We start from the raw sequence: 25,595 nt of genomic DNA, 5'->3' as shown, positions 1-25,595 counted from the left end.
TCAGTCGTCCGTCTCGCCGGGCTCGTACAGCGCCTCGCGGCCGATGCGGTCGAGGCACAGCTCGGCCGTCCAGGGCAGCATCAGGGAGCCGCAGCGGCTGTCGCGATAGATGCGCTCCAGCGGCAGCGTCTTCAGCATCGACTGCCCGCCGCAGGTGCGGATGGCGAGCGCGGCGAGCTCGTTGGCGCCCTCCATCACCGAGTACTGCGCCGCATAGGCGCGCAGCACCTGCTCCTTGGTCGGGTTGGCGCGCGCCTCGGTGACCGCCTGGAACCAGATGCCCTTGATCTGCTCCAGCTTGATCTGCATCTGCGCGACCGCGATCTGCTTGGTCGGGTACATCCGCCGCTTGACCGGCGGCATGCCCGGCACCTCGCCACGCAGATATTTCAGGGTGAAGTCATAGGCCGCCTGCGCCAGTCCCATATAGGTCGGCGACAACGTCATGAACATGTGCGGCCAGCGCATCGCCGCCTGGAAGTAGACCCCGCGCGGCATCAGCGCCGCATCCTCGTCGACGAACACGTCCTTGAAGATCAACGTGCGCGACACCGTGCCGCGCATGCCCAGGGGATCCCAGTCACCGACCACGGACACGCCCTCGGTCTTGGCGGGGATCGCGAGGTAGAGCGTGTTGCGCCGAGACGCCTTCTCGCCCTCGCTGATCTCGGTGCACAGCACGCCATAATAGTCGGCGTGACCAGAGAGCGAGGCGAAGATCTTCTTGCCGCTGACCAGCCAGCCGCCTTTGACCGGCCTGGCCTCGGTGCCGAACGCGACGCCGCCAGCCGCCGCCGCGCCGCCTTCGGAGAACGGCTGCGAGTAGATCGCGCCGTCCTCGACGATGCGCTTGTAGTGGATGGCGCGCCGCCGCTCATGCGACGCACGCATCTCGTCGTTCATGTCGAGATCGTCGGCGAGCGGTCCCGACCACAGCGTCGAGCAGACGTGCATGTTCCAGGTCAGCGCGGTCGCGCCGCAATAGCGGCCGATCTCCGCGGCGGCGAGCGCGTAGGTCTGATAGCCGGCGCCAAGACCGCCGAGAGATTTCGGCACGGAGATGCCGAGCAGGCCCGCGCGATGCAGATCCTTGTAGTTTTCGGTCGGAAACGTCGCCTCGCGGTCCCAGGTCGCGGCGCGTCCTGCCAGCACGCTCTGCCCGAGTTGCCGGCCGCGGCTGATGATGTCGGCCTGCTCGGCCGTCAGCCGATACGCGGCCGGATCGAACATCGCGGCATCAAGCGCCTGGCCCGACGCCGCCGTTGTCTTCTGGACCGGGATCGTCATCATGCCTCCGCCGTCATTGCTGCTGAGTGTGCGTTCAGGAACGAAGCGAGCGCGGCGTTGAACGCGCCGGGCTGCTCGAGATTGACGAGATGGCCGGCGCCCTGGAGCTCGACATAGTCGGCCGAAGGGATGAAGCTCGCCATCTTCTCCATCATCGGCGCCGGTGCGTTGCGATCCTTCGAGCCCGAGAGGACGAGGGTCGGCACCTTGATCTCCTTCAGCGCCTGTCGCCGGTCGAAGCCGAGCAGAGCCAGCATGCTGGCGCGATAGCTCGCCTCGGGCACGCCGGCCATGCAGGAGGTCGCGAGCTCGAGACCCTGCGGATCCGGATGATCGCCGACCAGCTCTTTCACGAGGTCCGGCGCCAACGACGCCATCGTGGCGCCGCGGTCGAGCGGTCCGAGACGCGCATCGATGAATGATTTCTGCCAGTCGCCGTCGGCCTTGCCGAATGCCGGGCTGGTCTGTGCCAGCACCACGGCCGAGGCGGCCTGCGGGTGCGTCATCAGCCATTCCTGCACGATCATCCCGCCGATGGAATGGCCGACGAGAATCGGCCTCCTAGCCTCGATCTGAAGCAGGAAGTCGTGAAGCGCGGCGGCGAGCGTCGTGATGCTGACCTGCTCGAGCCGGGCCGATCGGCCATAGCCCGGCATGTCCCAGGCGACCGCATGAAAGCGCTCACCAAAATGTTCGAGCTGGCCTCGCCATGCGCGCGCTGCGCCACCGATGCCGTGCAGGAACACCACCGTCTGCTGCCGGGGCGCCCCCGACGCCTCATAGCCGAAGCGGCCGTCCTTCGTGGTCAGGATTTGCGAAGCAGGCACGCAGACCTCCGAAATACGCCCCACGCCGCAACGTCGCTCGCCCAGGGCTCGTGAACGCTAGCCACGGTGACAGAGGTGTCAAGCGGCTTCGGACGTGTTGTTGCAAAAATTTGAAGTTTAAAATAAATTCCAAACCGCGATCGTGTTGCAAGAGATGAGGAGGCGCGTGCATGTCTGGATTGCCTGCAGCTGTGCATGCAATGGTGACCGGCGGTGGGCGCGGCATCGGCCGCGAGATCGCGCGAACTCTGAAGCTTGCCGGCGCAACTGTGACGATCGTCGGCCGCAACGGCGCAACGCTCGATGAGGCGATCGCAGCCGGCTGCGCCGATGACGCCGCGATTGCCGATGTTGCCGACCAGGCCGCTTTGAATGCGGCGGTGACTGCTGCCGCCGCGCGCCGGCCGATCGATATCCTGATTGCCAATGCCGGAAGTGCGGAGTCCGCCCCGTTCCTGAAATCGGATGCCGCGCTGTTCCGTCGCATGATCGATATCAATCTCATGGGCGTCGTGCATGCTGTCCAGGCGGTGTTGCCCGCGATGAAGGCAAGGTCTTATGGCCGTATCGTTGCGGTCGCGTCCACGGCAGGGCTCAAGGGCTATCCCTATGTCAGCGCCTACACCGCCGCGAAGCATGCAGTCGTCGGCCTGACGCGCTCGCTGGCCCTGGAGCTGGCTGCAACGCCCGTGACCGTCAACGCGGTTTGCCCCGGCTTCACCGACACGGATCTGGTCGCCGACAGTTTCGACAACATCATGAAGAAGACCGGCCGCAGCCGGGAGCAGGCGGTCGCCGAGCTTGCCAAGCACAATCCGCAGGGGCGGCTCATCATGCCGCAGGAAGTTGCTGATACCGTGTTGTGGCTGTGCGGCAGCGGTGCCAGCGCGATCACGGGACAGGCGATCGCGGTCGCCGGCGGCGAGGTGTAGACCGCAACGCCCAACGATAAGATTCGAAGGAAGGACGCTACCATGTCGAGACATGCCAATCCCGTCACCGTGCCGTTGGCCGACTACAAGCCCAGCCATTTCCTGCTGACGGTCAAGGATCGCGTCGCGACCGTGACGTTGAACCGGCCGGAGCGCAAGAACCCGCTGACCTTCGAAAGTTATCGCGAGCTGACAGATTTCTTCCGTGCCTGCGCTTTTGACGATGACGTGAAGGTGGTGGTGGTCACCGGCGCGGGTGGCAATTTCTCGTCGGGCGGCGACGTGTTCGAGATCATTGGCCCGCTGGTCAAGATGGACACCAAGGGGCTGACGGCCTTCACCCGGATGACCGGGGATCTCGTCAAGGCGATGCGCGCCTGTCCGCAGCCGATCGTGGCGGCGGTCGAGGGCATCTGCGCCGGCGCCGGTGCCATCGTCGCGATGGCCTCCGACATCAGGCTTGCGGCAACCGGCGCCAAGGTCGCGTTCCTGTTCAACAAGGTCGGTCTGGCCGGCTGCGACATGGGCGCCTGCGCGATCCTGCCGCGTATCATCGGCCAGTCGCGTGCTTCCGAGTTGCTCTATACCGGCCGCTTCATGAGTGCGGACGAGGGCGAGCGCTGGGGCTTCTTCAGCCGCATCGTCGCGCCGGCCGACGTGCTGGCGCAGGCCATCGTCTTGGCAACCGAGATCGCAAACGGTCCGACCTTCGCGAACACGATGACCAAGCGCATGCTGGCGATGGAATGGGCGATGTCGATCGAGGAGGCGATCGAGGCCGAGGCAGTTGCCCAGGCCTTGTGCATGACCACCGAGGATTTCAATCGCGCGTTCGAAGCCTTCGCCGCCAAGTCGAAGCCGGTCTTCCAGGGCAATTGACGAGGCAATTGAGCAGTCGCAGGAACCGAAGGGGCTTGCCAGGAAATATTTTAGGTCTAAAATAATTTCCATTGGCTCGGCTCTCCAGTGGAGGCGCTCATGAAGATCGCGATCATCGGCGGCGGACCCGCCGGTCTCTATGCGGCGATATTGCTCAAGAAGCAGCGGCCCGGCGCCGACATCGCGGTCTACGAACGCAACCGCGCCGACGATACATTCGGCTTCGGCGTGGTGTTCTCCGACGCCACGCTCGACAATTTCGAGAAGCACGATCTTCCGAGCTATCAGCGCATCACCCAGGAATTCGCCTACTGGGACGATATTGCGGTGCACTTCCGCGGGACGGTGCATCGGGTCGGCGGCAACGGCTTCTGCGGCTGCTCGCGCCGGACGCTGCTGATGATCCTGCAGGAGCGGGTGCGCGAGCTCGGCGTCACCATGCAGTTCGAGGTCGACATCGACAATGAGGAGCTGTTCGAAGGCGCCGATCTCATCCTCCTCTCCGACGGCATCAACAGCCGTTTCCGCGACAAGCATATCGACCACTTCCAGCCCGAGGTCGACCTTCGCGCCAACAAGTTCGCGTGGATGGGATCGACCAAGCCGCTCGACGCCTTCACCTTCATCTTCCAGGAGACGGAGTGGGGACCGTTCATCGCCCACGCCTATCAGTACGAGGCGGGACACTCGACCTGGATCTTCGAGACGGATCCCGTGACCTTCGAAAAGGCCGGCCTGACGGGGCTCGACGAGCGGCAATCTGCCGACCGGATGAAGGAGATCTTCGGCTGGTTCCTCGGCGATCACCCGCTGCTGACCAACCGCTCGATGTGGCGGAATTTCCCGATGATCCGTAACAAGCGCTGGGTCAAGGACAACATGGTGCTGCTCGGCGACGCCAAGTCGACGGCGCATTTCTCGATCGGCTCGGGCACCAAGCTCGCGATGGAGGACGCGATCGCGCTGGCTGACGCCATGCAGCGCGCGCCGAATATTCCGGCCGCGCTCGATCTTTATGAGAATGGACGGCGCGAGGAGGTCGAGAAGACCCAGCATGCGGCCGATGTGTCGCTGGTCTGGTTCGAGCATCTCGACCGGTTCTGGGATTTCGATCCGGTGCAGTTCGCGTTCGGCGTGATGACGCGCTCGAAGGCAATCACCTATGACAATCTCACGCTGCGTGCGCCGGACTTCGTGACCGAGGTCGACAAGGCTTTCGCGCGACAGGTTCGCGCCAAGGGCTTCGATGTTGATGTCGACAAGCCCTTGGCGCCGATGTTCCAGCCGCTCAAGCTGCGCGAGATGGCGATTGCCAATCGCGCGGTGCTGTCGCCGATGTGCATGTACTCGGCCGAGGAGGGCGTGCCCGGCGATTTCCATCTGGTGCACTACGGCTCGCGCGCGATCGGCGGCGCCGGGCTGCTGTTCACCGAAATGACCTGCGTCAGCCGCGATGCCCGCATCACGCCCGGCTGCGCCGGTCTGTGGAATGATGCACAGGAAGCGGCCTGGAAACGCATCGTCGATTTCGTCCATGCCAATTCCAAAGCCAAGTTCGCGCTGCAACTGGGGCACGCTGGACGCAAGGGCGCGTCCAAGCTGATGTGGGACGGGATGGATCGTCCATTGGAGCAGGGCGGCTGGGAGATCGTCTCGGCATCGCCGCTGCCGTATTTCCCGGACAGCCAGGTGCCGCGCGAGCTTGACCGCGCGGCGATGGATGCAATCAAGGCGGACTTCGTCGCTGCGGCCCAGCGCGGCGACGCTTGCGGCTTCGACATGCTCGAGCTGCATTGCGCCCACGGCTATCTGCTGGCGAGCTTCATCTCGCCTCTGACCAACAAGCGCACCGATGCGTATGGCGGCTCGCTGGAGAACCGGCTGCGCTTCCCGCTGGAAGTATTTGCGGCGATGCGCGCGGCGTGGCCGGCGCACAAGCCGATGTCGGTGCGCATCTCGGCGACCGACTGGGCCGAGGGCGGCATCACCGGCGACGACGCGGTGATGATCGCCCGTGCGTTCGCGGAAGCCGGTGTCGATCTCGTCGACGTCTCGACCGGCCAGACCGTGCGCGAGGCCGAGCCGGTCTATGGCCGCATGTTCCAGACGCCGTTCTCCGATCAGGTCCGCAACGAAGCTGACGTCGCTACGATGTGCGTCGGCAACATCACCACGGCCGATCAGGTCAACACCATCCTCGCTGCCGGCCGCGCCGATCTCGTCGCGCTCGGCCGCCCGCATCTGGTTGACCCGGCCTTCACGCTGAAGGCGGCGGCCTGGTATGGCGCTGACATGTTCTGTCCGCCGCAATATCTGCCGGGCAAGGAGCAGATCTTCCGCAACAGCGTGCGGGAGCGGCAGGATTTCGAAGAGCTGAAGACTAAGGCTAAACCGAAAACGCGGGCCGAGCTGAAGGCCGAGGCTGCGAAGCCGCTTGCGGCGGAGTAATCCGTTGTGCAACGCTGCCCGGTACGTCCAGAACGAGTGGAGTAGAGGGCGATGAAGGCGATCATCGTTGGCGGTGGTATCGGCGGATTGACCACGGCGCTGATGCTGCGGGCACGCGGCATCGATTGTGAGGTGTTCGAGCAGGCGGATGCGATCCGCGAGCTCGGTGTCGGCATCAACACCCTGCCGCATGCGATCCGCGAGCTTGCTCAGCTCGGGCTGCTCGACCGGCTCGACGAGGTCGCCATCCGCACCTACGAGCTGTTCTATCTGACCCGGCGCGGCCAGGAGGTCTGGCATGAGACCCGCGGCGTCGACGCCGGCCATGACGTGCCGCAATTCTCGATCCATCGCGGCCGGCTGCAGAGCGTGATCCATCAGGCCGTGATGGAGCGGCTCGGGCCGGAGAAGGTCCATACCGGCTGCCGGCTCGGCTCCTTTACCCAGGACGAAGGCGGGGTCACCGCCTATTTCTTCGACCGCACCGGCGCCCACGTTCACACCGTCCGAGGCGACGTGCTGATCGGCGCTGACGGCATTCATTCCAAGGTCCGGCAGACGCTGTTCCCGAACGAGGGCGCCCCCTGCTGGAACGGTCTGATGCTGTGGCGCGGCGCCACCGACTGGCCGGTGTTCCTGACCGGGCAGTCGATGATCATCGCCGGCGGCCTCAACGCCAAGGCGGTGATCTATCCGATCGCCGAGGGCTCGAGCCCGGCAACGCGGCTCACCAACTGGGCCGTGCTGGTGCGCATCGGCGACGCCAATTCGACGCCGCCGCGGCGCGAGGACTGGTCGCGGCTGGGCCGGGCCGACGAGCTGATGCCGCATGTCAACGGCTTCTCGATTCCCCAGGTCGACTTCGCCGCGATGGTGCGCGCGACGCCGGAGTTCTGGGAATATCCCTGCTGCGACCGCGATCCGCTGCCGTACTGGTCGAGCGGCCGGGTCACCCTGCTGGGCGATGCCGCGCATCCGATGTACCCGGTCGGCTCCAACGGTGCCTCGCAGGCGATCCTCGATGCCCGCGCGCTCGCCGATGCGCTGGCCCGCTCCGAGCATCCGCGCCAGGCGCTGATGTCTTATGAGCAGAAGCGGCTGCCGATGACTGCGGAGATCGTCGCCTCGAACCGCCGTGGCGGACCCGAGGGCGTCATCGATGCCGTCGAGCAGCTCGCGCCGCAGGGTTTCACCGACATCAACACCATTCTCAACTACGAGGCCCGCGAGGGCATCGTGCGCGGCTATGCCAACCGGGCCGGCTTTGCCGCGCGGATGGTGACGCGGCAGGCGTCTTAACCTCGGCTTAAAGGCACACCGTTCGTGGGGCTGCCCCTCACCCCAGCCCTCTCCCCGTGAAGGACGGGGAGAGGGAGCGCTCTGTTTGCTGCGCGCCGGCTCGAGCAATGATGCTAGAGCTTGCTCACGCTCCCGGGGGCGGGGGCAGGAAGTGGATGTTGTGCTCGGCGGCGAGCTTCACGACGTCGTCCGGGTTCTGCTCGCGCATGTTGTGGATCGCCCAGAACAGCTCGTAGAGCCGCCGCGTTGGAGACACCCAGAACAGCGTCTTGGCCGTCTGCTGCGACTTGTTGAAGATGCCGTGCGGCTTGCCCATCGGCAGCCGCACGGTGTCGCCGGCGGTGGCATATTCCTCGGCGCCGTCGAGGAAGAAGTCGAGCCGGCCTTCGAGAATGTAGAGATACTCGTCCTGGTTGGGGTGGATGTGCGGCGGCACGAAGGTGCCGACCGGGAACGTCGCATGCCAGGAGAAGCTGTGCTCGGTGCGGTTCTTCGGCACGTAGATCTGGCCGAGGATGTTCCAGGAGATGCCCTGGATGCCTTCATTGGCCCGGGTGATGCCGGCGATTTCCGGATGGCTCATGGTGGTTTCGCTCCCTTTTCTTACTTGGCCGCGCAGTCCTTGGAATAGCGATCGGCGTAGTTCTCGAACACCTTCTGCACGATCTCGGTCTGGAACTTGCCGTCCGGCCGCTTGGCGACCTTGGTCAGATAGAAGTCCTGGATCGGATAACCGTTGGTGTTGAACTTGAAGTTGCCGCGCAGCGAGGCGAAGTCGGCCTTCTTCAGCGCCGCCGCCACCTTGTCCTTGTTGGAGAGGTCGCCACCGACCGCCTTGACGGCGCTGTCGATCAGCAGCGCGGCGTCATAGGCCTGCATCGCATAGGTGCCGGGCACGGTGTTGTAGGCGGCTTCATAGCCGGCGACGAACTTCTTGCTCTGCGCATTGTCGAAATTGGGCGCCCAGTTGGCGCCGCCGAACATGCCGACCGCCGCGTCCTGCTGCGCCGGCAGGGTGGATTCGTCGACCGTGAAGGCGGAGAGCACCGGAACGCTGTCGGCAAGGCCGGCCTGCTTGAACTGCTTGACGAGGTTTACGCCCATGCCGCCGGGCATGAAGGTGAACACGGCGTCCGGCTTCTGCGACGAGATCTTGGACAGCTCGGGCTGGAAGTCGAGCGTGTTGAGCGGAACGTAGGATTCCTCGACGATCTCGCCCTTGTAGTCGATCTTGAAGCCGGCGACGGAATCGCGGCCCGCCTGATAGTTCGGCACCAGCAGGTACATCTTCTTGTAGCCGCGGTCCTGCGCGACCTTGCCGAGAACCGCGTGCACCTGATCGTTCTGGTAGGACGTCACATAGAAATAGGGGCTGCACTCCTTGCCGGCATAGCTGGACGGGCCGGCATTCGGGCTGATCAGGAAGGTCTTGTTCTCGGTGACCGGGCGGTGGATCGCCTGCAGCATGTTGGAGAAGATCGGACCGACGACGAAGTCGACCTTGTCGCGCTCGAGCAGGCCCTTGGCCTTGGTGATCGCAGCGTCCGGCTTCAGCTCGTCGTCGGCGACGACCACCTCGACCTCCTTGCCGCCCATCTTGCCGCCGAGGTCCTTGATCGCGAGATTGAAGCCGTCGCGGACCTGACCGCCGAGCGCGGCGGCCGGACCGGACAAGGTGACGATGACGCCGATCTTGATCTTGTCGGCGGCCAGCGCCGGCTGGGCGAACAGGCTCGCAACGACGCCAAGACCAGCACCAAGACCAGCCAGTTTCGAACTCACTTTCATGACAACTCCCCGGATGCGGAAATTCAGGTTGTTTTTACACCTGATCAAATGATGGGTCAGGCCGCAGCTTGGTCTCAAGCCTAGTCTGATGACGCCCTCAGCCGCAAGCGAGCAGCCGGCGGCGAGCGGCAGTTTCGGCCGCATGCAAACACCGCGCCAATTGCTTGAAGGTTAAAAGAATTGCCGCTCCTTCTCCGCCATCGCGATGCCGGTACGTTTTTCCTTGCTCCCATGAGGTTCGGAAGGCCAAACTCATGAGCCTCGCCCGACGAGGCTGAACGTACCCCAGTGATTCCGTCATGACGCTTGATTCCGAAACCAAGGCTGTCGAGCTGCCCGAGGACCATGCCGAGGAGCTGCGGCTGTGGCTGCGCCTCCTCACCTGCACGACGCTGATCGAGGGCGAGATCCGCAGCCGGCTGCGCGAGCGCTTCGACGTGACCTTGCCGCGTTTCGACCTGATGGCACAGCTCGACAAGGCGCCTGACGGCATGACCTTGTCCGACGTTTCCAAGCGCATGATGGTGTCGAACGGCAACGTCACCGGGCTGGTCGAGCGCCTGGTCGAATCCGGCCATCTCGACCGCCGCACCTCCGACACCGACCGCAGGGTCCAGGTGATCCGGCTGACCAAGCTCGGCCGCGCCGAATTCCGCAAGATGGCGGCCGAGCACGAGACCTGGATCGCCGACATCTTCGGCGATCTCGCGGAAAGGGACGTGCGCGAGCTGATGCGTCTGCTGGCCAAGACCAAGGGGTCGGCGCAGAAGGCCGTGCAGCGCCGGCAGGAGTGAGAAGGGCCTGACAGCTCGTCGCAGGGCGGGCCACGCCGGCACGCACGTAGCAAACGCTCAAACAATTTGCGGGCAGTGCACAATCTTCGGCTCTCTTCTGCTCTTGCGCCGATATGTTTTAAGTCTAAAATGTTTAGGACTGAAACGTGCCGGACGTCCTTCCCTTCAGACAGGAGCGTGTGATGGCCACTGCCGCCAGTGTTCAGATCCACGACAAGGCTCAATTGCCGGACGGCGCAGGCGCGACGGCGCATAGCGCCCACATCGATACGTTTGCTCAGGACCATCTGCCGCCGCGTGAGCTGTGGCCCGACTTCGTGTTCAGCCGGCCTGAATTCCAGTATCCGGCGCGGCTGAACTGCGTGACGCATTTCGTCGATCGCTGGGTCGCCGAGGGGCGCGGCGATGCGCCCTGCATCATAAGCCCCGAGGTCAGCTACACCTATTCGGAACTGCAGGCGCTGGTGAACAAGATCGCCAACGTGCTGGTAGGCAGGCTCGGCCTCGTGACCGGCGGCCGCGTGCTGCTGCGTTCCGCCAACAACCCGATGATGGTCGCGACCTATCTGGCCGTCATCAAGGCCGGCGGCATCGTGGTTGCCACCATGCCGCTGCTGCGCGCAAAAGAGCTGTCCTATCCGATCCAGAAGGCGCAGATCGCGCTCGCGCTGTGCGACGGCAAGCTGGCCGACGAAATGGAAAAGACCCGTGCGGTCGCGCCGGCGCTGAAGCAGGTGGTCTATTGGGGCAACGGCCAGCCCGACGCGCTGGAAGCGCTGATCGCGGATGCGAGCCCGGAGTTCGCCGCCGTCGATACCGCCTCCGACGATCTCTGCCTGATCGCGTTCACCTCCGGCACGACGGGCGATCCCAAGGGCACGATGCATTTCCACCGCGACATGCTCGCGGTGTGCGACGGCTATGCCCGCAACGTGCTGCGCGCCAGCCAGAGCGACCGCTTCATCGGCACGGCGCCGCTGGCGTTCACCTTCGGCTTTGGCGGCGTGCTGTTCCCGATGCATATCGGCGCGTCCTACGTCGTGCTCGAAAAGACCTCGCCGGACGATCTGCTCGCCGCGATCGAGCGCTATCAGGCGACGATCTGCTTTACGGCGCCAACCGCTTATCGCGCGATGCTGAGCAAGCTCGGGGGACGCGACATCTCCTCGCTGCGCAAATGTGTGTCCGCCGGCGAAACCCTGCCGAAGCCGACCTTCGATGCCTGGCTGAAGGCGACGGGGCTGAAGCTGATGGACGGCATCGGCTCGACCGAGATGCTGCACATCTTCATCAGTGCGACCGAGGACGAGATTCGTCCGGGCGCGACCGGCAAACCGGTGTCGGGCTATGAGGCCAAGATCGTCGACGACGAGGGCCGCGACCTGCCGCCCGGTACGATGGGGCGACTGGCGGTGCGCGGGCCGACCGGCTGCCGCTATCTCGCCGATGAGCGTCAGCGCAAATATGTCCAGAATGGCTGGAACGTCACCGGCGACACCTATGTCATGGATAAGGACGGCTACTTCTGGTACCAGTCGCGCTCCGACGACATGATCGTGTCGTCCGGCTACAACATCGCCGGCACCGATGTCGAGGCGGCACTGCTGACCCATCCGGCCGTGGCCGAATGCGGCGTGGTCGGTGCGCCCGACGAGGCGCGCGGCATGGTCGTGAAGGCCTATGTCGTGCTGGCGCCGGGCGCGGAAGGCACTCCGGCGCTGGTGGCCGAGCTTCAGGAGCATGTCAAACGTGAGATCGCGCCGTACAAATATCCGCGCGCGATCGAGTTCGTCACGCAGCTGCCCAAGACCGAGACCGGCAAGCTGAAGCGCTTTGCCCTGCGGCAGATCGCCCAGGCTGCAGCCGCGTCTGGCACTGCCGCGTAGAACAGGCAAGGAGAGACGTTCGTGAGCACGACCAAGGCGCCCACGCTGGCGGCGGTGAAGCAGGATGAAGGCGAGGGCCTGCGCGTGCTGCAGCCGAGCGGCTGGCCGATGCCGAAGGGCTATGCCAATGGCATCAGCGCGCAAGGGCGCATCGTGGTCACCGGCGGCGTGATCGGCTGGGATGCGAACGAGAAGCTCGCCGACGGCTTCGTGGCGCAGGTCCGGCAGGCGCTGCAGAACATCGCGGCTGTCCTGGCCGAAGGCAACGCCCGGCCGGAGCATCTGGTGCGGCTGACCTGGTATGTCGTCGACATGGACGAGTATCTCGCCCACCTCAGGGATCTCGGCAAGATCTACCGCGAGATCTTCGGCAGCCACTATCCGGCCATGGCGCTGGTGCAGGTTGTCAGGCTGGTCGAGAAGGCGGCCCGCGTCGAGATCGAAGCCACCGCGGTGGTCCCGCGCTGAGGGGGAGGCAGAGAACCTCTTTGGCACGGAGGTCGCGAGATCATGTCCCGCTATAGGAACCAGACTCGCCTCAGCGCCTTCTCCTCGATGGCACGTTTGATTTTCAGTGACGTCCGGCAGCCGGCGGCCGCGGAGGCCTACGACATCGCGCTCGATTTTCTCTGGCGCACCGGGGCCGTTCGCGACGAGTTCGAGACCTATCAGTTCCTCGCGGCGGAGATATCCCGCATGGTCGACCGCGGCCAGAGCAGCCGGATCTGGATGGCCAATCTTGCCATCGCGGCCCATCAGCGCCACTTTGTCGATCCGGATGCGCGGGCCGTCAGGGCCTGATGGGTGAGGCGACGCCATCCGACACAATGACCGCGCATGGGCGTTTCTCCCTGGGCGCTTTTCGTACTCATCTAAGCGCGCGAGCGAATGTTCTCGCGGCGCAGATGCGCCCGAGCTTTACGAGGCGATCGCCCTCTTGGAAAATCGAGGGCGCAGGGAAGGCCGGGTGTCCACCACACCCGCGGCCCCCGTGCGACAGAAATGCACGGGGCAGGAACCACAGGTGGGCCGAACATTCCGGCCTTCCCTGCGCGATGTTTGACGGCTTATACGTGGTCTCCCTGGTGCGCCGAGCTTGTTGGCCACCATTGTCCGCATGATGCTTTGAGCATCGCCGCAAACGTGACACCAGCGTCGGGGTGTCAGGACATCACGACTTCACCGGACACCGCGCCATCACTCGTCCGCGCAAGAAGCGCATGATGCACGACGTCCACCGCAGCCTGCCTCACGTATCGTGACGACGCGTACGCCCCTCTTCGCCGAGGCAGGTTGGGCGCAACCATCGGTCTGATTTGCCCGACGACACAAGGCTCGCGCGCTGCGACATGGTAACGCGACGGGCAGTCACACAGGGGGGGTCACAGACCTCGTGTGGCGCCATTTGCGGAGCGAACAAATGTGGTCACCGTATGAGAGCCCTGCCGAACGATGGACTCAGCATTGCCATGTCACAGACAAGAACCTGTTCGAGCGTGGCCGCGCAATGGCAGTGAGAGCAGGGGGCGGATTTGGACTGGAAACTCTTCGTGACGACGGCGCTGGCTGCCGGCATCGGGGCTGCGGTCGGTGCATTGGCACTGGCGACCGCAAGCGGCGGCGGCATCGAGCATCAGGCCGACGCCAAGATGCTGGAGATCGGCATCGCCATTTTGCGCGAGCCGGCGCGGGTGGATGACGATCCGATGCGATCGTGGGCGGTGAGAGTCGTCGAGAAGAAGTCCGGCGTGAGCTTCAGCGATCAGCAGCGCACGGTGCTGCTGAAGCGGGCGGCGGGGGGACGATAGCGCCCCGGCACGAGAAGAGAGTAAGACGCGCTGCTCCATCGTCTCGTCATTGCGAGAAGCGCAGCGACGAAGTAATCCAGAATCTTTGCTTCGGCCCTGGATTGCTTCGCTGCGCTCGTAATGATGGGGTGAGAGCGGGGGCTACTGATAGGTGCGTAGATTCCATGGGGGAGCGGTGAGCGAGCCCTTCCGATAGGTTTGGGTTTCCACACTCGAACCCTCGGAGAGTCAGATGCAAGCATCGACCATTGGCACGCCCACCGCCGGAGATACTGGCACGATTTTCGTTGCGATTGAACTGAGCCAGAAGACTTGGCTGATCACGGTGCACAGTCCCGACCAGGGGCGAATGTCGCGATACAAGCTGGAAGGTGGCGATCACGCCGGGCTGCTGGCGTTGATCGCCAAGATACGGGCCCGTGCGGCGCAGAAGCTCGGATTGGAGCCGCGGGTCATGAGCTGCTACGAGGCGGGCTATGACGGCTTCTGGCTGCACCGGCTGCTGGTCGCGGAGGGGATCGGCAACCTGGTGTTCGACCCGGCCAGCATCGCGGTCGAGCAGCGGGCACGGCGGGCGAAGACAGATCGGATCGACGGCGAGCTGCTGCTGCGCACGCTGATGGCCCATTTGCGCGGCGAGCCCCGGGTGGTCCGGATCGTCCGGGTGCCGACGGTCGAGCAGGAGGACGCCCGGCGGGTCAGCCGCGAGCGCGACCGCCTGGTGACCGAACAGACGGCCCACACCAACCGGATCAAGGCGCTGCTGCGGCTGTCAGGCCTGGAGGTCGGCAGCCCGCGGCGCGGCAACTGGCTCACCTGGCTCGAGCAGCAGCGCGATTGGCAAGGGCAGCCGCTGCCGCCCCACGTGATGGCGGAGGTCAAGCGCGAGCATGCGCGCCTGATGCTGGTGCGTGAGCAGCTGGCAACGCTGGAGAAGAGCCTGGCGGCCGCGCAGGCGGCTGACGCTCCCGACGCGATGGCCAAGCGGCGGGAGCAGCTGCAACGCCTCAAAGGGCTCGGGCCGGCCTTCGCCACCACCTTGGTGGGTGAGCTGTTCTACAAGGACTTCCGCAACCGGCGCGAGGTCGCGAGCTATTGCGGCCTGACCCCGAGTCCGTGGAAGAGCGGCGGCATCGATCGCGAGCAGGGCATCAGCAAGGCGGGCAATCCGCACGTCCGCCTGAAGACGATCGAGCTGGCCTGGCTCTGGGTGCGTCATCAGCCGGGGAGCGAGCTCAGCCGCTGGTTCCAGACCCGCACGCTCAACGCCGGCAAGCGCGCCCGGCGCATCGCGATCGTGGCATTGGCGCGCAAGCTCGTCGTGGCGCTGTGGCGCTATCTCGAGACCGGCCTGGTGCCCGAGGAGGCGCTGATGAAGGCGTAAACGAACTTCGCGATCAGGCCCGCGGTTCGCCGCGGTCTTGCGAGGATGGATGACGACCGTGCCACCCTAGGGCTGTACCACCAGCCGTCTTGTAGATGGGTCTCATCCTCTTTGGCTTCTCGCCGCAAGCATGCGGAACAAGGGCCCGGATGCCAAGCATCCGACCGGATATGAGGTGATGCAGCGGACAGCTGCAGGATCTTCGCAAGCCAGTCCTCGACCGAGACCGACGATACCCAGGCCGGACATCGCCCTGCCCACCGCAAAGCCGCCGTCCGCTACGGCGCTATATCGAGAGCGCGCGGACGCCGGCTTCGCTCCACCGAACACACACACTCAAGGAAACCAACCGCCCCTCGAAAAAACAACCCGACCTATCAAACGAGACTTGACTCACAAGACCCCATATGAGGGTGGGCAAAGGCGCGCCCGCGCAGATGGTTGTCGTATGCGCTGTCTGACCGCGCCGTGCCCACCGTTCACGGCGATAGCGCGTTGGTGGGCACGCCATCGTGCGGCTTGCGCCGCCCGACGTCTTTGCCCACCCTACCGACTAACGAGAGGGCGTCACGGCGACGTTACTGATACGCCGACACGATGTCGCTCACCGCGCGCTCCAGCTGCTGCGCCGTGGCACACGGGCGGACGACGTTGCAGAAGGTCTGGTAGCGCGGCATTTCGGAGTCGCCCCAGCCCCAGGTCATGCGTCCCTCCGGATTGAGCCAGACGACGCGCTTGGCGCGTTCGGAGATGGCTTTCAGGATATCGGCGCGCGGGTCGAGCTTGTTGCTGCGGGCATCGCCGAGCACGATGACGGTGGTCTGCGGCGTCACGGACGCCATGAATTGCTTCTCGAAATCGACCAGCGAGGAGCCGTAGTCGGACGAGCCGAAGCCGACCTTGTCCATGATCTCGGCCATCGCTTCTTCTGCGGATTTCTGCTCCAGGATCTCGCTGACCTCGATCAGGTGGCCGGAGAAGGCGAAGGAGCGGACGTCGCTGACGACGTCGTGCAGGCTGTGGATCAAAAGCAGGAAGAAATCGGACACGCGCGCGACTGAGCCGGAGACGTCGCACAGCGCGACGATCTTCGGGCGGTCGCGATGCCTCCGCTTCCAGGCGGTGAGGAAGGGCACGCTGCCCCAGGCGGCGTTGCGGCGGAGCGTGCGGCGGACGTCGAGATGGCCGCGGCGCTGGCGCTTGCGAGGCTTGCTGTAGCGTTCGCGCAGGCGGCGCGCGATCTGGCGGATCAGCGCCCGCATCTCCGCGATCTGGCGCGGCTCGATCCGCGACAGCTGCGCGTTGCGCAGGATTTCGTGGCGCAGATTCTCGGTCTCCTCGCGGCCGTACAGCGCCAGCGCCTGCGCGACCGCGTCGCGCACGGTATCGCGCAGGCCGTCGAGCGCCGTCTGCAGCCGCTCGGCGAGTGCCGGGTTGGTTTCCGGCAGCGCGTCCAGATCATCGCGCAGGCGCTGGATGCCCATGGTTTCCAGCATGCGGCTGGAGAACAGGCCGCGCTGGGTGAAGTAGCGGATCTCGGACAGGCCGACGGCGCTGGAGGCGTTGGCGATCGCGGCGGAGATGTCAGCCGTGTTCTGCGCGAGCAGCATCCGGGCGAGGGGGCCGAGCTCGGCATTCGCGTCACCACCCGCCTGCTGTCCTGATGGCGACGCTCCCTGATTGTCGTTTGGTGCCGCGTCCTGCGGCACCTCGTCATTGGCCTCGGCCTGTGCCGGATCGACATGGGCGAAGAACAAATCGAAGCAGGCGCCGAGCGCCTTCTTCTCGTCCTCGCTCTTGGCCAAGGTCAGCAGCAGGCTGTCGCGCAGCACGGTGCGATCGGACAGGCCGACGCTGGCGACCGCGCGCATCGCGTCGATGCTCTCGGCCGGCGAGACGTGCACGCCGGCGCCGCGCGCCGCCCGGAAGAAGCGATGCAGGTTCTCCTGCATGGCGCCTACCCGAAGATGTTCTGGCGCTGCGCCTTGGCGACGAAGGTCGTCACCTGCGGCAGCGCCACCTCGATATCCGACTCGTATTTCAGCAGCACGTTGAGCGTGTCCTTGACCATCTCATGGCCGAGCTCGGCGGCCTGCAGCAGCACCAGCACGCGGGCCCAGTCGATGGTCTCACTGACCGAGGGCTGCTTCTTCAGGTCCAGTGTTCGGATGTCATGGATGAAGGCGACGAGCTGCCGCCGCAGCGTCTGCGAGATGTCGGGCACGCGGCTCTCGACGATGCGCTCCTCCAACCGCTGTTCGGGAAAGCCGATGTGCAGATGCAGGCAGCGCCGCTTCAGCGCGTCGCCGAGATTGCGCTCGGAGTTGGAGGTCAGGATCACGGTCGGCGGCTTCGCCGCGGCGATGCTGCCGAGCTCCGGGATCGTGACCTGGAAGTCGGACAGGATTTCCAGCAGCAGCGATTCGAATTCGGCATCCGACTTGTCGATCTCGTCGATCAGGAGCACGCAGCCATCAGGCTCGAGCAGCGCCTGCAGCAGCGGTCGCGGCTCGACGAATTCCTTGGAGAAGAACACGTCGCCGAAATCATGCAGCTGCGCCAGCGCCGCATGCAGCGTTTGCGCGCCGCCGAGTACCTCACCAAGCTTGTCCTTCAGGATCTGGGTGTAGAGCAGCTGCTTGGCGTATTTCCACTCGTACAGCGCCTTGGCCTCGTCGAGCCCCTCGTAGCATTGCAACCGGATCATCTTCAGCCCGCGCCAGGCGGCGATCGCCTTGGCGAGTTCGGTCTTGCCGACGCCGGCGGGACCCTCGACCAGGATCGGCTTGTCGATCGCCTGCGACAGATAGACGGCGGTGGCGATCTGGCGGCTGGCGATATAGCCCTGCGCGGCGAGGCCCGCTTCGACGGCCGCGATCGAGGCGATGGCTGAAGAGGGACCCTGCGAATCAGCCACTGTCGAACTCCGTTTCCTTCGGCCGGACCTGGAGCTGTCGTGATCGGCGTTCCGGTCCCTGCGATGCCGGTCAGGCGAAATCCCTGACATTTGCTGGCTTTGTGTTATGTCCTGGCTACGCGCCCGGCCGATCCTTGTCCAGTGCGGGCGCATCGGCACGGCAGCATGGCTGCCTGTCCTGGATCGACGACCCCGAAAATCACGCCGAGCGGAATATGAACCGATCCATCCTGCACCTCCTCGTCCTCCTGGTCCTCGTGGTCGGAGGCGGTTGGATCATCGGCGCCTCCAACCTGCCCGGCGCCTGGTACGGCTCGCTCAACAAGCCCTGGTTCACCCCGCCCGGCTGGTTGTTTCCGATCGCCTGGACGGTGCTCTACATCATGGTCGCAGTGGCCGGCTGGCGGACGTATGAGCGGGTGGTCAGCGGTGCCGTGATGCAGGTGTGGTGGGGCCAGCTGGTCTTGAACTTTGCCTGGTCGCCGGTGTTCTTCACCGCGCATCTAATGTGGCCGGCCTTCGTGATCCTCGCCAGCATGTTCGTGCTGATCGTGACGTTCATCGTCATGCAGTGGCGGCAAGACCGGATCGCGGCACTGCTGTTCGTGCCCTATGCGTGCTGGGTCGCGTTTGCGTCGGTGCTGAACTTCGCGGTGAACGTGCTGAATTGAGATGGGGCGGCTGATGGGGCGAAGCTGGATATCTGGGTGCGCGGCGCAGCCTCGAATTCCGCTGTCGTCCCTGCGAACGCAGGGACCCATAACCACCGGCCTCCGTTGTCTGCACAGGAAGGCGACGCCGAGTCCTTTCCGACCGCTCGCCGTCCGCGGTATGGGTCCCTGCGTTCGCAGGGACGACAGTTGGGGGTGGGGCAGGCTGGGCAGGCTCACGCTTGATGTTCGAGGCTTCCACGCATGAACCTCAAGCAGCTCGCATATTTCGTGCAGGTCGCCGAGCTCGGCTCGTTCAGCAAGGCGGCAAGCGTGCTCGACGTGGCTCAGCCGGCGCTGTCGCGGCAGGTGCGGGCGCTGGAATCCGAGCTGAAGCAGCAGTTGTTCGCGCGCAACGGCCGCGGCGTGGCGTTGACCGAGGCCGGCAAACGGCTGCTGGATCACAGCGTCGGCGTGCTGCAATTGGTGGCGCATGCGCGCGAGGATCTCGGCGCCAGCCGCGACGCGCCGGTCGGCCGCGTCACCATCGGCCTGCCGCCGAGCATCGCGCGGCAATTGACCTTGCCGCTGATCGACCGCTTCCGCAAGGAATATCCGGCGGCGCGGCTCGCCGTGGTCGAAGGCCTGTCGACGCATGTAGTGGAGTGGGTGACGACGGGCCGGATCGATGTCGGCATGGTCTACAATCCGGAAGCGGAGCCCGGCATCGAGATCACGCCGGTGCTGCAGGAGCCGTTGGCGCTCGTCAGCCACGCGCCCAAGGGCAAGCGCCGCGTCACGGCGCCGCTGCCGATGGCCGAATTGTCGCGCTACCAGCTGATCATGCCGGAGCGGGTGCATGCGATGCGGCGCCTGCTGGAGACGCAGGCCGCGCTTGCCGGCATCAAGCTCGACATCGCCTGGGAAGTGTCCAGCGTGCCCTCGATCATCGATCTCGTCTGCGCCGGCTATGGCCACGCCGTGCTGACGCCGAGCGGCGTCGCCGCGTCGGGGCGCGCCGGCGAGCTGGCGATCCGGCCCCTGACCGACCCCGCGCCGACCAGTGTGCTGTGCTTCGTCACCTCGGCCCACAAGCGGCCGACGCCGCTGGCGCAGCATACGATGAAGCTGGCGATGGCGCTGATCCGGAAGCTGCCGCGCTGATTGCAGCAATCCGTTTCGGCTCGGCCTGTGTCACCCTCCCCTGGAGGGCAGGGCTATCGCATTTGACGATCGACGTGTTGCACCCGTCTCCCTCCACGTCGTCATGGCCGGGCTCCGTCCCGGCCATCCACGTCGTCCGGCATGCTGAGAACGACGTGGATGCCCGGGACGGAGCCCGGGCATGACGATGAGGGGACAGTTTCGCGACAAATTCAGATTGGCCATATGCGATAGCCCTGCCCTGGAGGGGGAGGGTGGAGCCGCGGGGCGCCGCCGTCACCCGCAATCCGCTGCCCTGTCGCGTTGAGACCCATTCTAAAATCAGCATGGCTCATTTGATATTTTATGCCGTTTTGGAATAGCTGATAGATACCGTCGGCGCTGGCGCGTCCTGCCGCAGTCGGTCACATAGCCGGTCAAGCTGCCGGACGAGCAGGGCTGATCGCGCGTGGATCGCGCGCCCTGCCGATCTCGGTCAACGAGCCAGAACAACACCCCAAGGAAGCAGAAGCGATGCCCACGACCGCCCGCGTCGATGTCCAGGCCTTTCTCGACGATCACAAGTTCTCCGCCTTCCAGTGGCTGATCTTCGTGCTCGGCTTCGTCATCGTGCTGCTGGACGGCTTCGACACCGCCGCGATCGGCTTCATCGCGCCGTCGCTGCTGAAGGAGTGGGGGATCGAGAAATCGGCGCTGGGGCCGGTGCTGAGCGCGGCGCTGTTCGGCCTCGCCGGCGGCGCGCTGTTCGCGGGTCCCATCGCCGACCGTCTCGGCCGCAAGCTGGTGCTGGTCGGCTCGGTCCTCATTTTCGGCATTGCCTGCCTGGCCTCGGCGTTCGCGACCAACCTGACCGAGCTCACCGTGCTCCGCTGCATCACCGGCATCGGGCTCGGCGCGGCCATGCCGAACGCCGTGACCCTGCTCAGCGAGTATTGCCCGGGGCGGCTGCGCGCCACCATGACCAACCTGATGTTCTGCGGCTTTCCGCTCGGCGCGGCCTGCGGCGGCTTCCTCGCGGCCTGGATGATCCCGCAATGGGGCTGGCGCAGCGTGCTGATGCTCGGCGGCGTCACGCCGCTGGTGCTGACCGTGTTGCTGATCGCGATCCTGCCGGAGTCCGTGCACTACCTGTTGTCGCGCGGTGCCAGCGTCGAACGCGTCCGCAAGGTGATGCGCCGGGTCTCGGCCAAAGCCGCCGAGGTCGGCCAGTTCGTGATGCTGGAGCCGGAGCACGCCGAGACCACGCGGCGCGTCAATGCGACCGGCATCGGCATGGTGCTGTCGCCGGTGCTGCGTGTGGGCTCGTTGATGCTGTGGGTCACCTATTTCATGGGGCTGGTGATCTTCTACTCGCTGATCAACTGGATGCCGATCCTGTTCAAGGATGTCGGGCTCAATCCGCAGACCGCCACCCTGATCTCGGCACTGTTCCCGCTCGGCGGCGTCGGTGCGGTGTTCTTCGGTGTGCTGATGGACCGCTTCAACGCCAACCGCATCGTCGCAGTCGGCTATGCCCTGACCGCGGTCACGATCTTCCTGATCGGGCAGGCGGCCGGCAACATGGGCTTCCTGGTGGTGATCGTGTTCGTCGCGGGCGTCGTCATGAACACGGCGCAGTCGTCGCTGCCGGCGCTGGCCGCGGCGTTCTACCCGACCCAAGGCCGCGCGACCGGCGTGGCCTGGATGATGGGCATCGGCCGTTTCGGCGGTATTGCCGGCTCCTTCCTGGTGGCCGAGCTGACCGCCCGCCACCTGACCTTCAGCGAGATTTTCACCGTGATTGCGGTTCCCGGCTTGATCGCGGCGCTGGCGCTTGTGGTAAAGCAGGTCGTCGGACCTGGCGGCCGCGCCAGCGGCAAGGATGTCGGCAGCCCCGTGGTGGCGCATTGAGCGGCCTGCGTTGCCCGGCCCGAGACAAAATCTGAGGGAGAGACTGACGTGATCATCGACGTGCACGGCCATTACACGACGGCTCCGAAAGCGCTGGAAGAATGGCGCAACCGGCAGATCGCGGGCATCAAGGACGCTTCCGTGATGCCGAAGGCCTCCGAGCTCAAGATCAGCGACGACGAGCTGCGCGAGAGCATCGAGAGCAACCAGCTCAAGAAGATGAAGGAGCGCGGCAGCGATCTCACCGTGTTCTCGCCGCGTGCCAGCTTCATGGCCCACCACATCGGCGACTTCCAGGTCTCCTCGACCTGGGCCGGTATCTGCAACGAGCTGTGCTATCGCGTCAGCCAGCTGTTCCCGGAGCATTTCATCGGCGTCGCGATGCTGCCGCAGTCGCCGGGCGTCGAGCCTGCGACCTGCATTCCCGAGCTGGAGAAGTGCATCAAGGAGTACGGCTTCGTCGGCATCAATCTGAACCCGGATCCGTCCGGCGGCCACTGGACGTCGCCGCCGCTGTCGGACCGGCACTGGTATCCGATCTACGAGAAGATGGTCGAACTCGACATCCCCGCGATGATCCACGTCTCGACCAGCTGCAACGCCTGCTTCCACACCACAGGCGCGCACTATCTCAACGCCGACACGACGGCGTTCATGCAGTGCCTGACCTCGGACCTGTTCAAGGACTTCCCGACCTTGAAGTTCCTGATCCCGCATGGCGGCGGCGCGGTGCCGTATCATTGGGGCCGGTTCCGCGGCCTTGCCCAGGAACTGAAGAAGCCGCTGTTGAAGGATCACCTGCTCAACAACATCTTCTTCGACACCTGCGTGTATCACCAGCCGGGCATCGACCTTTTGACCGGCGTGATCCCGATCGACAACATCCTGTTCGCAAGCGAGATGATCGGCGCCGTCCGCGGCATCGATCCGGAGACAGGCTTCTACTACGACGACACCAAGCGCTACATCGAGGCCGCCAAGCTGACGCCCGAGCAGCGCCACCAGATCTACGAAGGCAATGCAAGGCGCGTGTTCCCGCGTCTCGACGCCGCGTTGAAGGCCAAGGGCAAGTGATTTAAGGGCAGACGAGCGATGAGCACCCCCATGAACAATCTCGGCATCGTCAAGAAGGGCATCACCCGCGCCGACAAGGCCGCGGTGGAGAAGCTGTCGAAATTCGGCGTCGCCACCATCCACGAGGCGATGGGCCGGGTCGGCCTGATGCAGTGTTACATGCGGCCGATCTATCCGACGGCGAAGATGTGTGGCACGGCGGTGACCGTGCTGCTGCAGCCCGGCGACAACTGGATGCTGCATGTCGCGGCCGAGCAGATCCAGCCCGGCGACGTCGTCGTTGCCGCCTGTACGGTGGAGAACACCGACGGCTTCTTCGGCGACCTGCTGGCGACCAGCTTCCGCGCCCGCGGCGCCCAGGGCCTCGTGATCGACGGCGGCGTGCGCGACGTGACCGACCTGACCGAGATGCAGTTCCCGGTGTTCTCGCGTGCCATCAGCGCGCGCGGCACGGTCAAGGCCACGCTCGGCTCGGTCAACATCCCGATTGTCTGCGCCGGCGCGGCCGTCAATCCGGGCGACGTGATCGTCGCCGATGTCGACGGCATCGTCGTGGTGCCGGCCGCGGTCGCCCACCAGGCGGCGGAAGCCGCCGCCGCGCGCGAGGCCAACGAGGCCGACAAGCGCGAGAAGCTGGCGTCGGGCGTGCTCGGCCTCGACATGTACAAGATGCGCGAGCCGCTGGCGAAGGCCGGCCTCAAATACATTGACTGAGGCGAAATGATCGCGGCGTCCAACCAGTGGCATGTCGGGCTGATCGGCTACGGCGAGGTCGGCAAGATCCTCGCCGAGGATCTGCGCAAGGAGGGCGTGCGCGTTTCGGCCTATGACGTCAAGCTGGCCGACTCTCGCGGAGACGCGATGCGCAGCCACGCCGACAGCATCGGCGTGACGCTGACCGGGTCGCATGCGGAGCTGGCGGCGCAGGCCGACTTCATCGTCTCCGCGGTCACCGCGAGCCAGGATGTCGCGGTGGCCGAGGCCTGTGCTGCGACGATCAAGCCGGGGGCCTGGTTCCTGGATTTCAACTCGGCCTCGCCCGGCGCCAAGCAGCGCGCGGCCGCGTTGATCGACGGCGCCGGTGGCCGCTATGTCGAAGGCGCGGTCATGACCTCGGTGCCGCCCTATCGCATCAAGGTGCCGCTGCTGCTCGGCGGCGCCGGCGCGCGTGAACTGGCGCCGCTGCTCAACGATCTCGGCTTTGCCGCCAAGCCTGCCAGCGACAAGCTCGGGGTGGCCTCGGCGACCAAGATGTGCCGCAGCATCATGATCAAGGGCCTCGAGGCGATGGTGATCGAGAGCTTCACCACCGCGCGCGCCTACGGCGTCGAGGACGCCGTGCTGGCGTCGCTGAAGGAGACCTTCCCCGGCATCGACTGGGAGAAGCAGGGCGCCTACTTCTTTCAGCGCGTGATCGAGCATGGCCGCCGCCGCGCCGAGGAGGTGAGGGAGGTCGCCGAGACCGTCCGTGACATCGGGCTGACGCCGTGGTCGGCGGAAGGCACCGCCGAGCGCCAGGCCTGGGTCGCCGATCTCGCCGATGACGGCCTGTTCGGTGCGCGCGGCACAAAAGAGTTCGCGCGCAGTCCCGACTGGCGTACCGAGGCCGATCGCATTCTCAACAAGATCAAGTCCAAGGAGTAGGGAACCTCATGGAGTTCCAGAAGACCCCCGGGTGGCTCGACTGGTACGACGGCCCGTCGAAGCCCCGCTTCAAGGTGCCGGCGGGATCCGTCGATGCGCACTGCCACGTGTTCGGCCCCGGCGCTGAATTCCCCTATGCGCCCGAGCGCAAGTACACGCCGTGCGACGCGTCCAAGCATCAGCTCTATGCGCTGCGCGACCATCTCGGCTTCGCCCGCAACGTCGTGGTACAGGCGACCTGTCACGGTGCCGACAACCGCGCCATGGTCGACGCGCTGGTGCATTCGAACGGCAAGGCCCGCGGCGTCGCCACCGTCAAGCGCAGCGTCAGCGACGACGAGCTGCAGGCGATGCACGACGCCGGCGTGCGCGGCGTCCGCTTCAACTTCGTCAAGCGCCTGGTCGACTTCACGCCGAAGGACGAGTTGGTCGAGATCGCCAACCGCATCAACAAGCTCGGCTGGCACGTCGTGATCTATTTCGAAGCCGTCGACCTGCCGGAACTGTGGGACTTCTTCACCTCCCTGCCGACCACCGTCGTCGTCGATCACATGGGCCGTCCCGACGTCACCAAACCGGTCGACGGTCCTGAGTTCGAGCTGTTCGTGAAATTCATGCGCGAGCACAGCAACGTCTGGTCCAAGGTGAGCTGCCCGGAGCGGCTGTCGGTCGCCGGCCCGCGGGCGCTGAACGGCGAGCAGAACGCCTATCGCGACGTCGTGCCGTTCGCGAAGCGCATCGTCGAGACCTTCCCGGATCGCGTGCTGTGGGGGACCGACTGGCCGCATCCGAACCTGAAGGACCACATGCCCGACGACGGTCTCCTGGTCGATTTCATTCCGCATATCGCCGTCACCGCCGAGCTGCAGCACAAGCTCCTGGTCGACAATCCGATGCGGCTTTACTGGCCCGACGAATCCTGAA

The 25,595-nt window shown here is 65.4% G+C and carries 23 protein-coding genes; 17 read left to right on the top strand and 6 right to left on the bottom strand.

Annotated elements, in window-relative coordinates; all coding sequences use genetic code 11:
• Entirely contained in the window at positions 1–1,287 is a 1,287-nt protein-coding gene (locus ACQR1B_RS06060) for an acyl-CoA dehydrogenase family protein (protein WP_434835388.1), read from the bottom strand.
• Positions 1,287–2,114 carry an alpha/beta fold hydrolase gene (locus ACQR1B_RS06055; protein ID WP_434835387.1) on the bottom strand — a complete coding sequence of 276 codons (828 nt, stop codon included), beginning with the start codon at positions 2,112–2,114 and terminating at the stop codon, positions 1,287–1,289. The genes ACQR1B_RS06060 and ACQR1B_RS06055 overlap by 1 nt, the downstream gene beginning before the upstream one ends.
• 170 nt (positions 2,115–2,284) lie before the next feature.
• Here ACQR1B_RS06055 and ACQR1B_RS06050 point away from each other — a divergent pair, with 170 nt between their 5' ends.
• From ACQR1B_RS06050 to ACQR1B_RS06035, 4 genes are all read left to right on the top strand, one after another.
• The gene (locus tag ACQR1B_RS06050; protein WP_434835386.1) at positions 2,285–3,046 is read left to right on the top strand and encodes an SDR family NAD(P)-dependent oxidoreductase; all 762 of its coding nucleotides are present in this window, start codon (positions 2,285–2,287) and stop codon (positions 3,044–3,046) included.
• Positions 3,047–3,088: 42 nt separating this feature from the next.
• Positions 3,089–3,925 (top strand): enoyl-CoA hydratase family protein, encoded by an 837-nt coding sequence (locus tag ACQR1B_RS06045; RefSeq protein ID WP_434835385.1) that lies wholly within the window; start codon positions 3,089–3,091, stop codon positions 3,923–3,925.
• Between the two features lie 99 nt (positions 3,926–4,024).
• A complete protein-coding gene (locus ACQR1B_RS06040) occupies positions 4,025–6,373 on the top strand; it encodes a bifunctional salicylyl-CoA 5-hydroxylase/oxidoreductase (RefSeq protein WP_434835384.1) in 2,349 nt (782 codons plus the stop codon).
• Between the two features lie 51 nt (positions 6,374–6,424).
• The gene (locus ACQR1B_RS06035; protein ID WP_434835383.1) at positions 6,425–7,672 is read left to right on the top strand and encodes a flavin-dependent oxidoreductase; all 1,248 of its coding nucleotides are present in this window, start codon (positions 6,425–6,427) and stop codon (positions 7,670–7,672) included.
• A gap of 124 nt (positions 7,673–7,796) precedes the next feature.
• Here the strand turns inward: ACQR1B_RS06035 and ACQR1B_RS06030 are convergent, their stop codons facing one another.
• Positions 7,797–8,255, bottom strand: a complete 459-nt coding sequence (locus ACQR1B_RS06030; RefSeq protein ID WP_434835382.1) for a cupin domain-containing protein — start codon at positions 8,253–8,255, stop codon at positions 7,797–7,799.
• A gap of 20 nt (positions 8,256–8,275) precedes the next feature.
• Positions 8,276–9,460 (bottom strand): ABC transporter substrate-binding protein, encoded by a 1,185-nt coding sequence (locus tag ACQR1B_RS06025; protein ID WP_434835381.1) that lies wholly within the window; start codon positions 9,458–9,460, stop codon positions 8,276–8,278.
• Positions 9,461–9,759: 299 nt separating this feature from the next.
• Here ACQR1B_RS06025 and ACQR1B_RS06020 point away from each other — a divergent pair, with 299 nt between their 5' ends.
• The 6 genes from ACQR1B_RS06020 to ACQR1B_RS05995 all read left to right on the top strand — a co-directional run bounded on the left by ACQR1B_RS06020 (position 9,760) and on the right by ACQR1B_RS05995 (position 15,332).
• On the top strand, positions 9,760–10,254 hold the full coding sequence (locus ACQR1B_RS06020) for a MarR family winged helix-turn-helix transcriptional regulator (protein WP_434835380.1): 495 nt from the start codon (positions 9,760–9,762) through the stop codon (positions 10,252–10,254).
• Between the two features lie 182 nt (positions 10,255–10,436).
• On the top strand, positions 10,437–12,140 hold the full coding sequence (locus ACQR1B_RS06015) for a benzoate-CoA ligase family protein (RefSeq protein ID WP_434835379.1): 1,704 nt from the start codon (positions 10,437–10,439) through the stop codon (positions 12,138–12,140).
• A 21-nt stretch (positions 12,141–12,161) separates the two neighbouring features.
• Entirely contained in the window at positions 12,162–12,608 is a 447-nt protein-coding gene (locus tag ACQR1B_RS06010) for a RidA family protein (RefSeq protein ID WP_434835378.1), read from the top strand.
• Between the two features lie 42 nt (positions 12,609–12,650).
• The gene (locus tag ACQR1B_RS06005) at positions 12,651–12,941 is read left to right on the top strand and encodes a hypothetical protein (RefSeq protein ID WP_434835377.1); all 291 of its coding nucleotides are present in this window, start codon (positions 12,651–12,653) and stop codon (positions 12,939–12,941) included.
• A gap of 731 nt (positions 12,942–13,672) precedes the next feature.
• A complete protein-coding gene (locus tag ACQR1B_RS06000; protein ID WP_434835376.1) occupies positions 13,673–13,948 on the top strand; it encodes a hypothetical protein in 276 nt (91 codons plus the stop codon).
• Positions 13,949–14,180: 232 nt separating this feature from the next.
• Positions 14,181–15,332, top strand: coding sequence for an IS110 family transposase (locus ACQR1B_RS05995; RefSeq protein ID WP_434833420.1), 1,152 nt, complete (start codon positions 14,181–14,183; stop codon positions 15,330–15,332).
• 578 nt (positions 15,333–15,910) lie between these two features.
• Here the strand turns inward: ACQR1B_RS05995 and ACQR1B_RS05990 are convergent.
• Both ACQR1B_RS05990 and ACQR1B_RS05985 read right to left on the bottom strand, forming a co-directional pair.
• On the bottom strand, positions 15,911–17,284 hold the full coding sequence (locus tag ACQR1B_RS05990; RefSeq protein WP_434835375.1) for a vWA domain-containing protein: 1,374 nt from the start codon (positions 17,282–17,284) through the stop codon (positions 15,911–15,913).
• Positions 17,285–17,289: 5 nt separating this feature from the next.
• Positions 17,290–18,249 (bottom strand): AAA family ATPase, encoded by a 960-nt coding sequence (locus ACQR1B_RS05985; RefSeq protein WP_434835374.1) that lies wholly within the window; start codon positions 18,247–18,249, stop codon positions 17,290–17,292.
• A gap of 257 nt (positions 18,250–18,506) precedes the next feature.
• On the opposite strand from ACQR1B_RS05985, the gene ACQR1B_RS05980 reads away from it, so the two are divergent.
• The 7 genes from ACQR1B_RS05980 (at position 18,507) to ACQR1B_RS05950 (ending at position 25,594) form a co-directional block, all read left to right on the top strand.
• Entirely contained in the window at positions 18,507–18,920 is a 414-nt protein-coding gene (locus ACQR1B_RS05980; protein ID WP_434835415.1) for a TspO/MBR family protein, read from the top strand.
• Between the two features lie 243 nt (positions 18,921–19,163).
• Entirely contained in the window at positions 19,164–20,063 is a 900-nt protein-coding gene (locus tag ACQR1B_RS05975) for a LysR family transcriptional regulator (protein WP_434835373.1), read from the top strand.
• Between the two features lie 513 nt (positions 20,064–20,576).
• Entirely contained in the window at positions 20,577–21,953 is a 1,377-nt protein-coding gene (locus ACQR1B_RS05970) for an MFS transporter (protein ID WP_434835372.1), read from the top strand.
• Positions 21,954–22,001: 48 nt separating this feature from the next.
• On the top strand, positions 22,002–23,027 hold the full coding sequence (locus tag ACQR1B_RS05965; RefSeq protein ID WP_434835371.1) for an amidohydrolase family protein: 1,026 nt from the start codon (positions 22,002–22,004) through the stop codon (positions 23,025–23,027).
• 18 nt (positions 23,028–23,045) lie between these two features.
• Positions 23,046–23,741, top strand: coding sequence for a 4-carboxy-4-hydroxy-2-oxoadipate aldolase/oxaloacetate decarboxylase (gene ligK, locus ACQR1B_RS05960; RefSeq protein WP_434835370.1), 696 nt, complete (start codon positions 23,046–23,048; stop codon positions 23,739–23,741).
• A 6-nt stretch (positions 23,742–23,747) separates the two neighbouring features.
• Entirely contained in the window at positions 23,748–24,671 is a 924-nt protein-coding gene (locus tag ACQR1B_RS05955) for a DUF1932 domain-containing protein (RefSeq protein ID WP_434835369.1), read from the top strand.
• An 8-nt stretch (positions 24,672–24,679) separates the two neighbouring features.
• Complete coding sequence (locus ACQR1B_RS05950; RefSeq protein ID WP_434835368.1) at positions 24,680–25,594, top strand: amidohydrolase family protein; 915 nt, start codon at positions 24,680–24,682, stop codon at positions 25,592–25,594.
• Position 25,595: the final 1 nt, after the last annotated feature.

The sequence above is a fragment of the Bradyrhizobium oligotrophicum genome (assembly GCF_051168495.1).
GTDB classification, from domain to species: Bacteria; Pseudomonadota; Alphaproteobacteria; order Rhizobiales; family Xanthobacteraceae; genus Bradyrhizobium; species Bradyrhizobium oligotrophicum_A.
Note: the sequence above shows the minus strand (reverse complement) of the source record. Positions and strands in the feature narration are given on the sequence as shown.

Coding starts and splice junctions, on each gene's coding strand:
- ACQR1B_RS06060 (WP_434835388.1), bottom strand. CDS start 1,287: ATGACGATCCCGGTCCAGAAGACAACGGCGGCGTCGGGCCAGGCGCTT.
- ACQR1B_RS06050 (WP_434835386.1), top strand. CDS start 2,285: ATGTCTGGATTGCCTGCAGCTGTGCATGCAATGGTGACCGGCGGTGGG.
- ACQR1B_RS06045 (WP_434835385.1), top strand. CDS start 3,089: ATGTCGAGACATGCCAATCCCGTCACCGTGCCGTTGGCCGACTACAAG.
- ACQR1B_RS06040 (WP_434835384.1), top strand. CDS start 4,025: ATGAAGATCGCGATCATCGGCGGCGGACCCGCCGGTCTCTATGCGGCG.
- ACQR1B_RS06035 (WP_434835383.1), top strand. CDS start 6,425: ATGAAGGCGATCATCGTTGGCGGTGGTATCGGCGGATTGACCACGGCG.
- ACQR1B_RS06030 (WP_434835382.1), bottom strand. CDS start 8,255: ATGAGCCATCCGGAAATCGCCGGCATCACCCGGGCCAATGAAGGCATC.
- ACQR1B_RS06025 (WP_434835381.1), bottom strand. CDS start 9,460: ATGAAAGTGAGTTCGAAACTGGCTGGTCTTGGTGCTGGTCTTGGCGTC.
- ACQR1B_RS06020 (WP_434835380.1), top strand. CDS start 9,760: ATGACGCTTGATTCCGAAACCAAGGCTGTCGAGCTGCCCGAGGACCAT.
- ACQR1B_RS06015 (WP_434835379.1), top strand. CDS start 10,437: ATGGCCACTGCCGCCAGTGTTCAGATCCACGACAAGGCTCAATTGCCG.
- ACQR1B_RS06005 (WP_434835377.1), top strand. CDS start 12,651: ATGTCCCGCTATAGGAACCAGACTCGCCTCAGCGCCTTCTCCTCGATG.
- ACQR1B_RS05995 (WP_434833420.1), top strand. CDS start 14,181: ATGCAAGCATCGACCATTGGCACGCCCACCGCCGGAGATACTGGCACG.
- ACQR1B_RS05990 (WP_434835375.1), bottom strand. CDS start 17,284: ATGCAGGAGAACCTGCATCGCTTCTTCCGGGCGGCGCGCGGCGCCGGC.
- ACQR1B_RS05975 (WP_434835373.1), top strand. CDS start 19,164: ATGAACCTCAAGCAGCTCGCATATTTCGTGCAGGTCGCCGAGCTCGGC.
- ACQR1B_RS05970 (WP_434835372.1), top strand. CDS start 20,577: ATGCCCACGACCGCCCGCGTCGATGTCCAGGCCTTTCTCGACGATCAC.
- ligK (WP_434835370.1), top strand. CDS start 23,046: ATGAGCACCCCCATGAACAATCTCGGCATCGTCAAGAAGGGCATCACC.
- ACQR1B_RS05955 (WP_434835369.1), top strand. CDS start 23,748: ATGATCGCGGCGTCCAACCAGTGGCATGTCGGGCTGATCGGCTACGGC.
- ACQR1B_RS05950 (WP_434835368.1), top strand. CDS start 24,680: ATGGAGTTCCAGAAGACCCCCGGGTGGCTCGACTGGTACGACGGCCCG.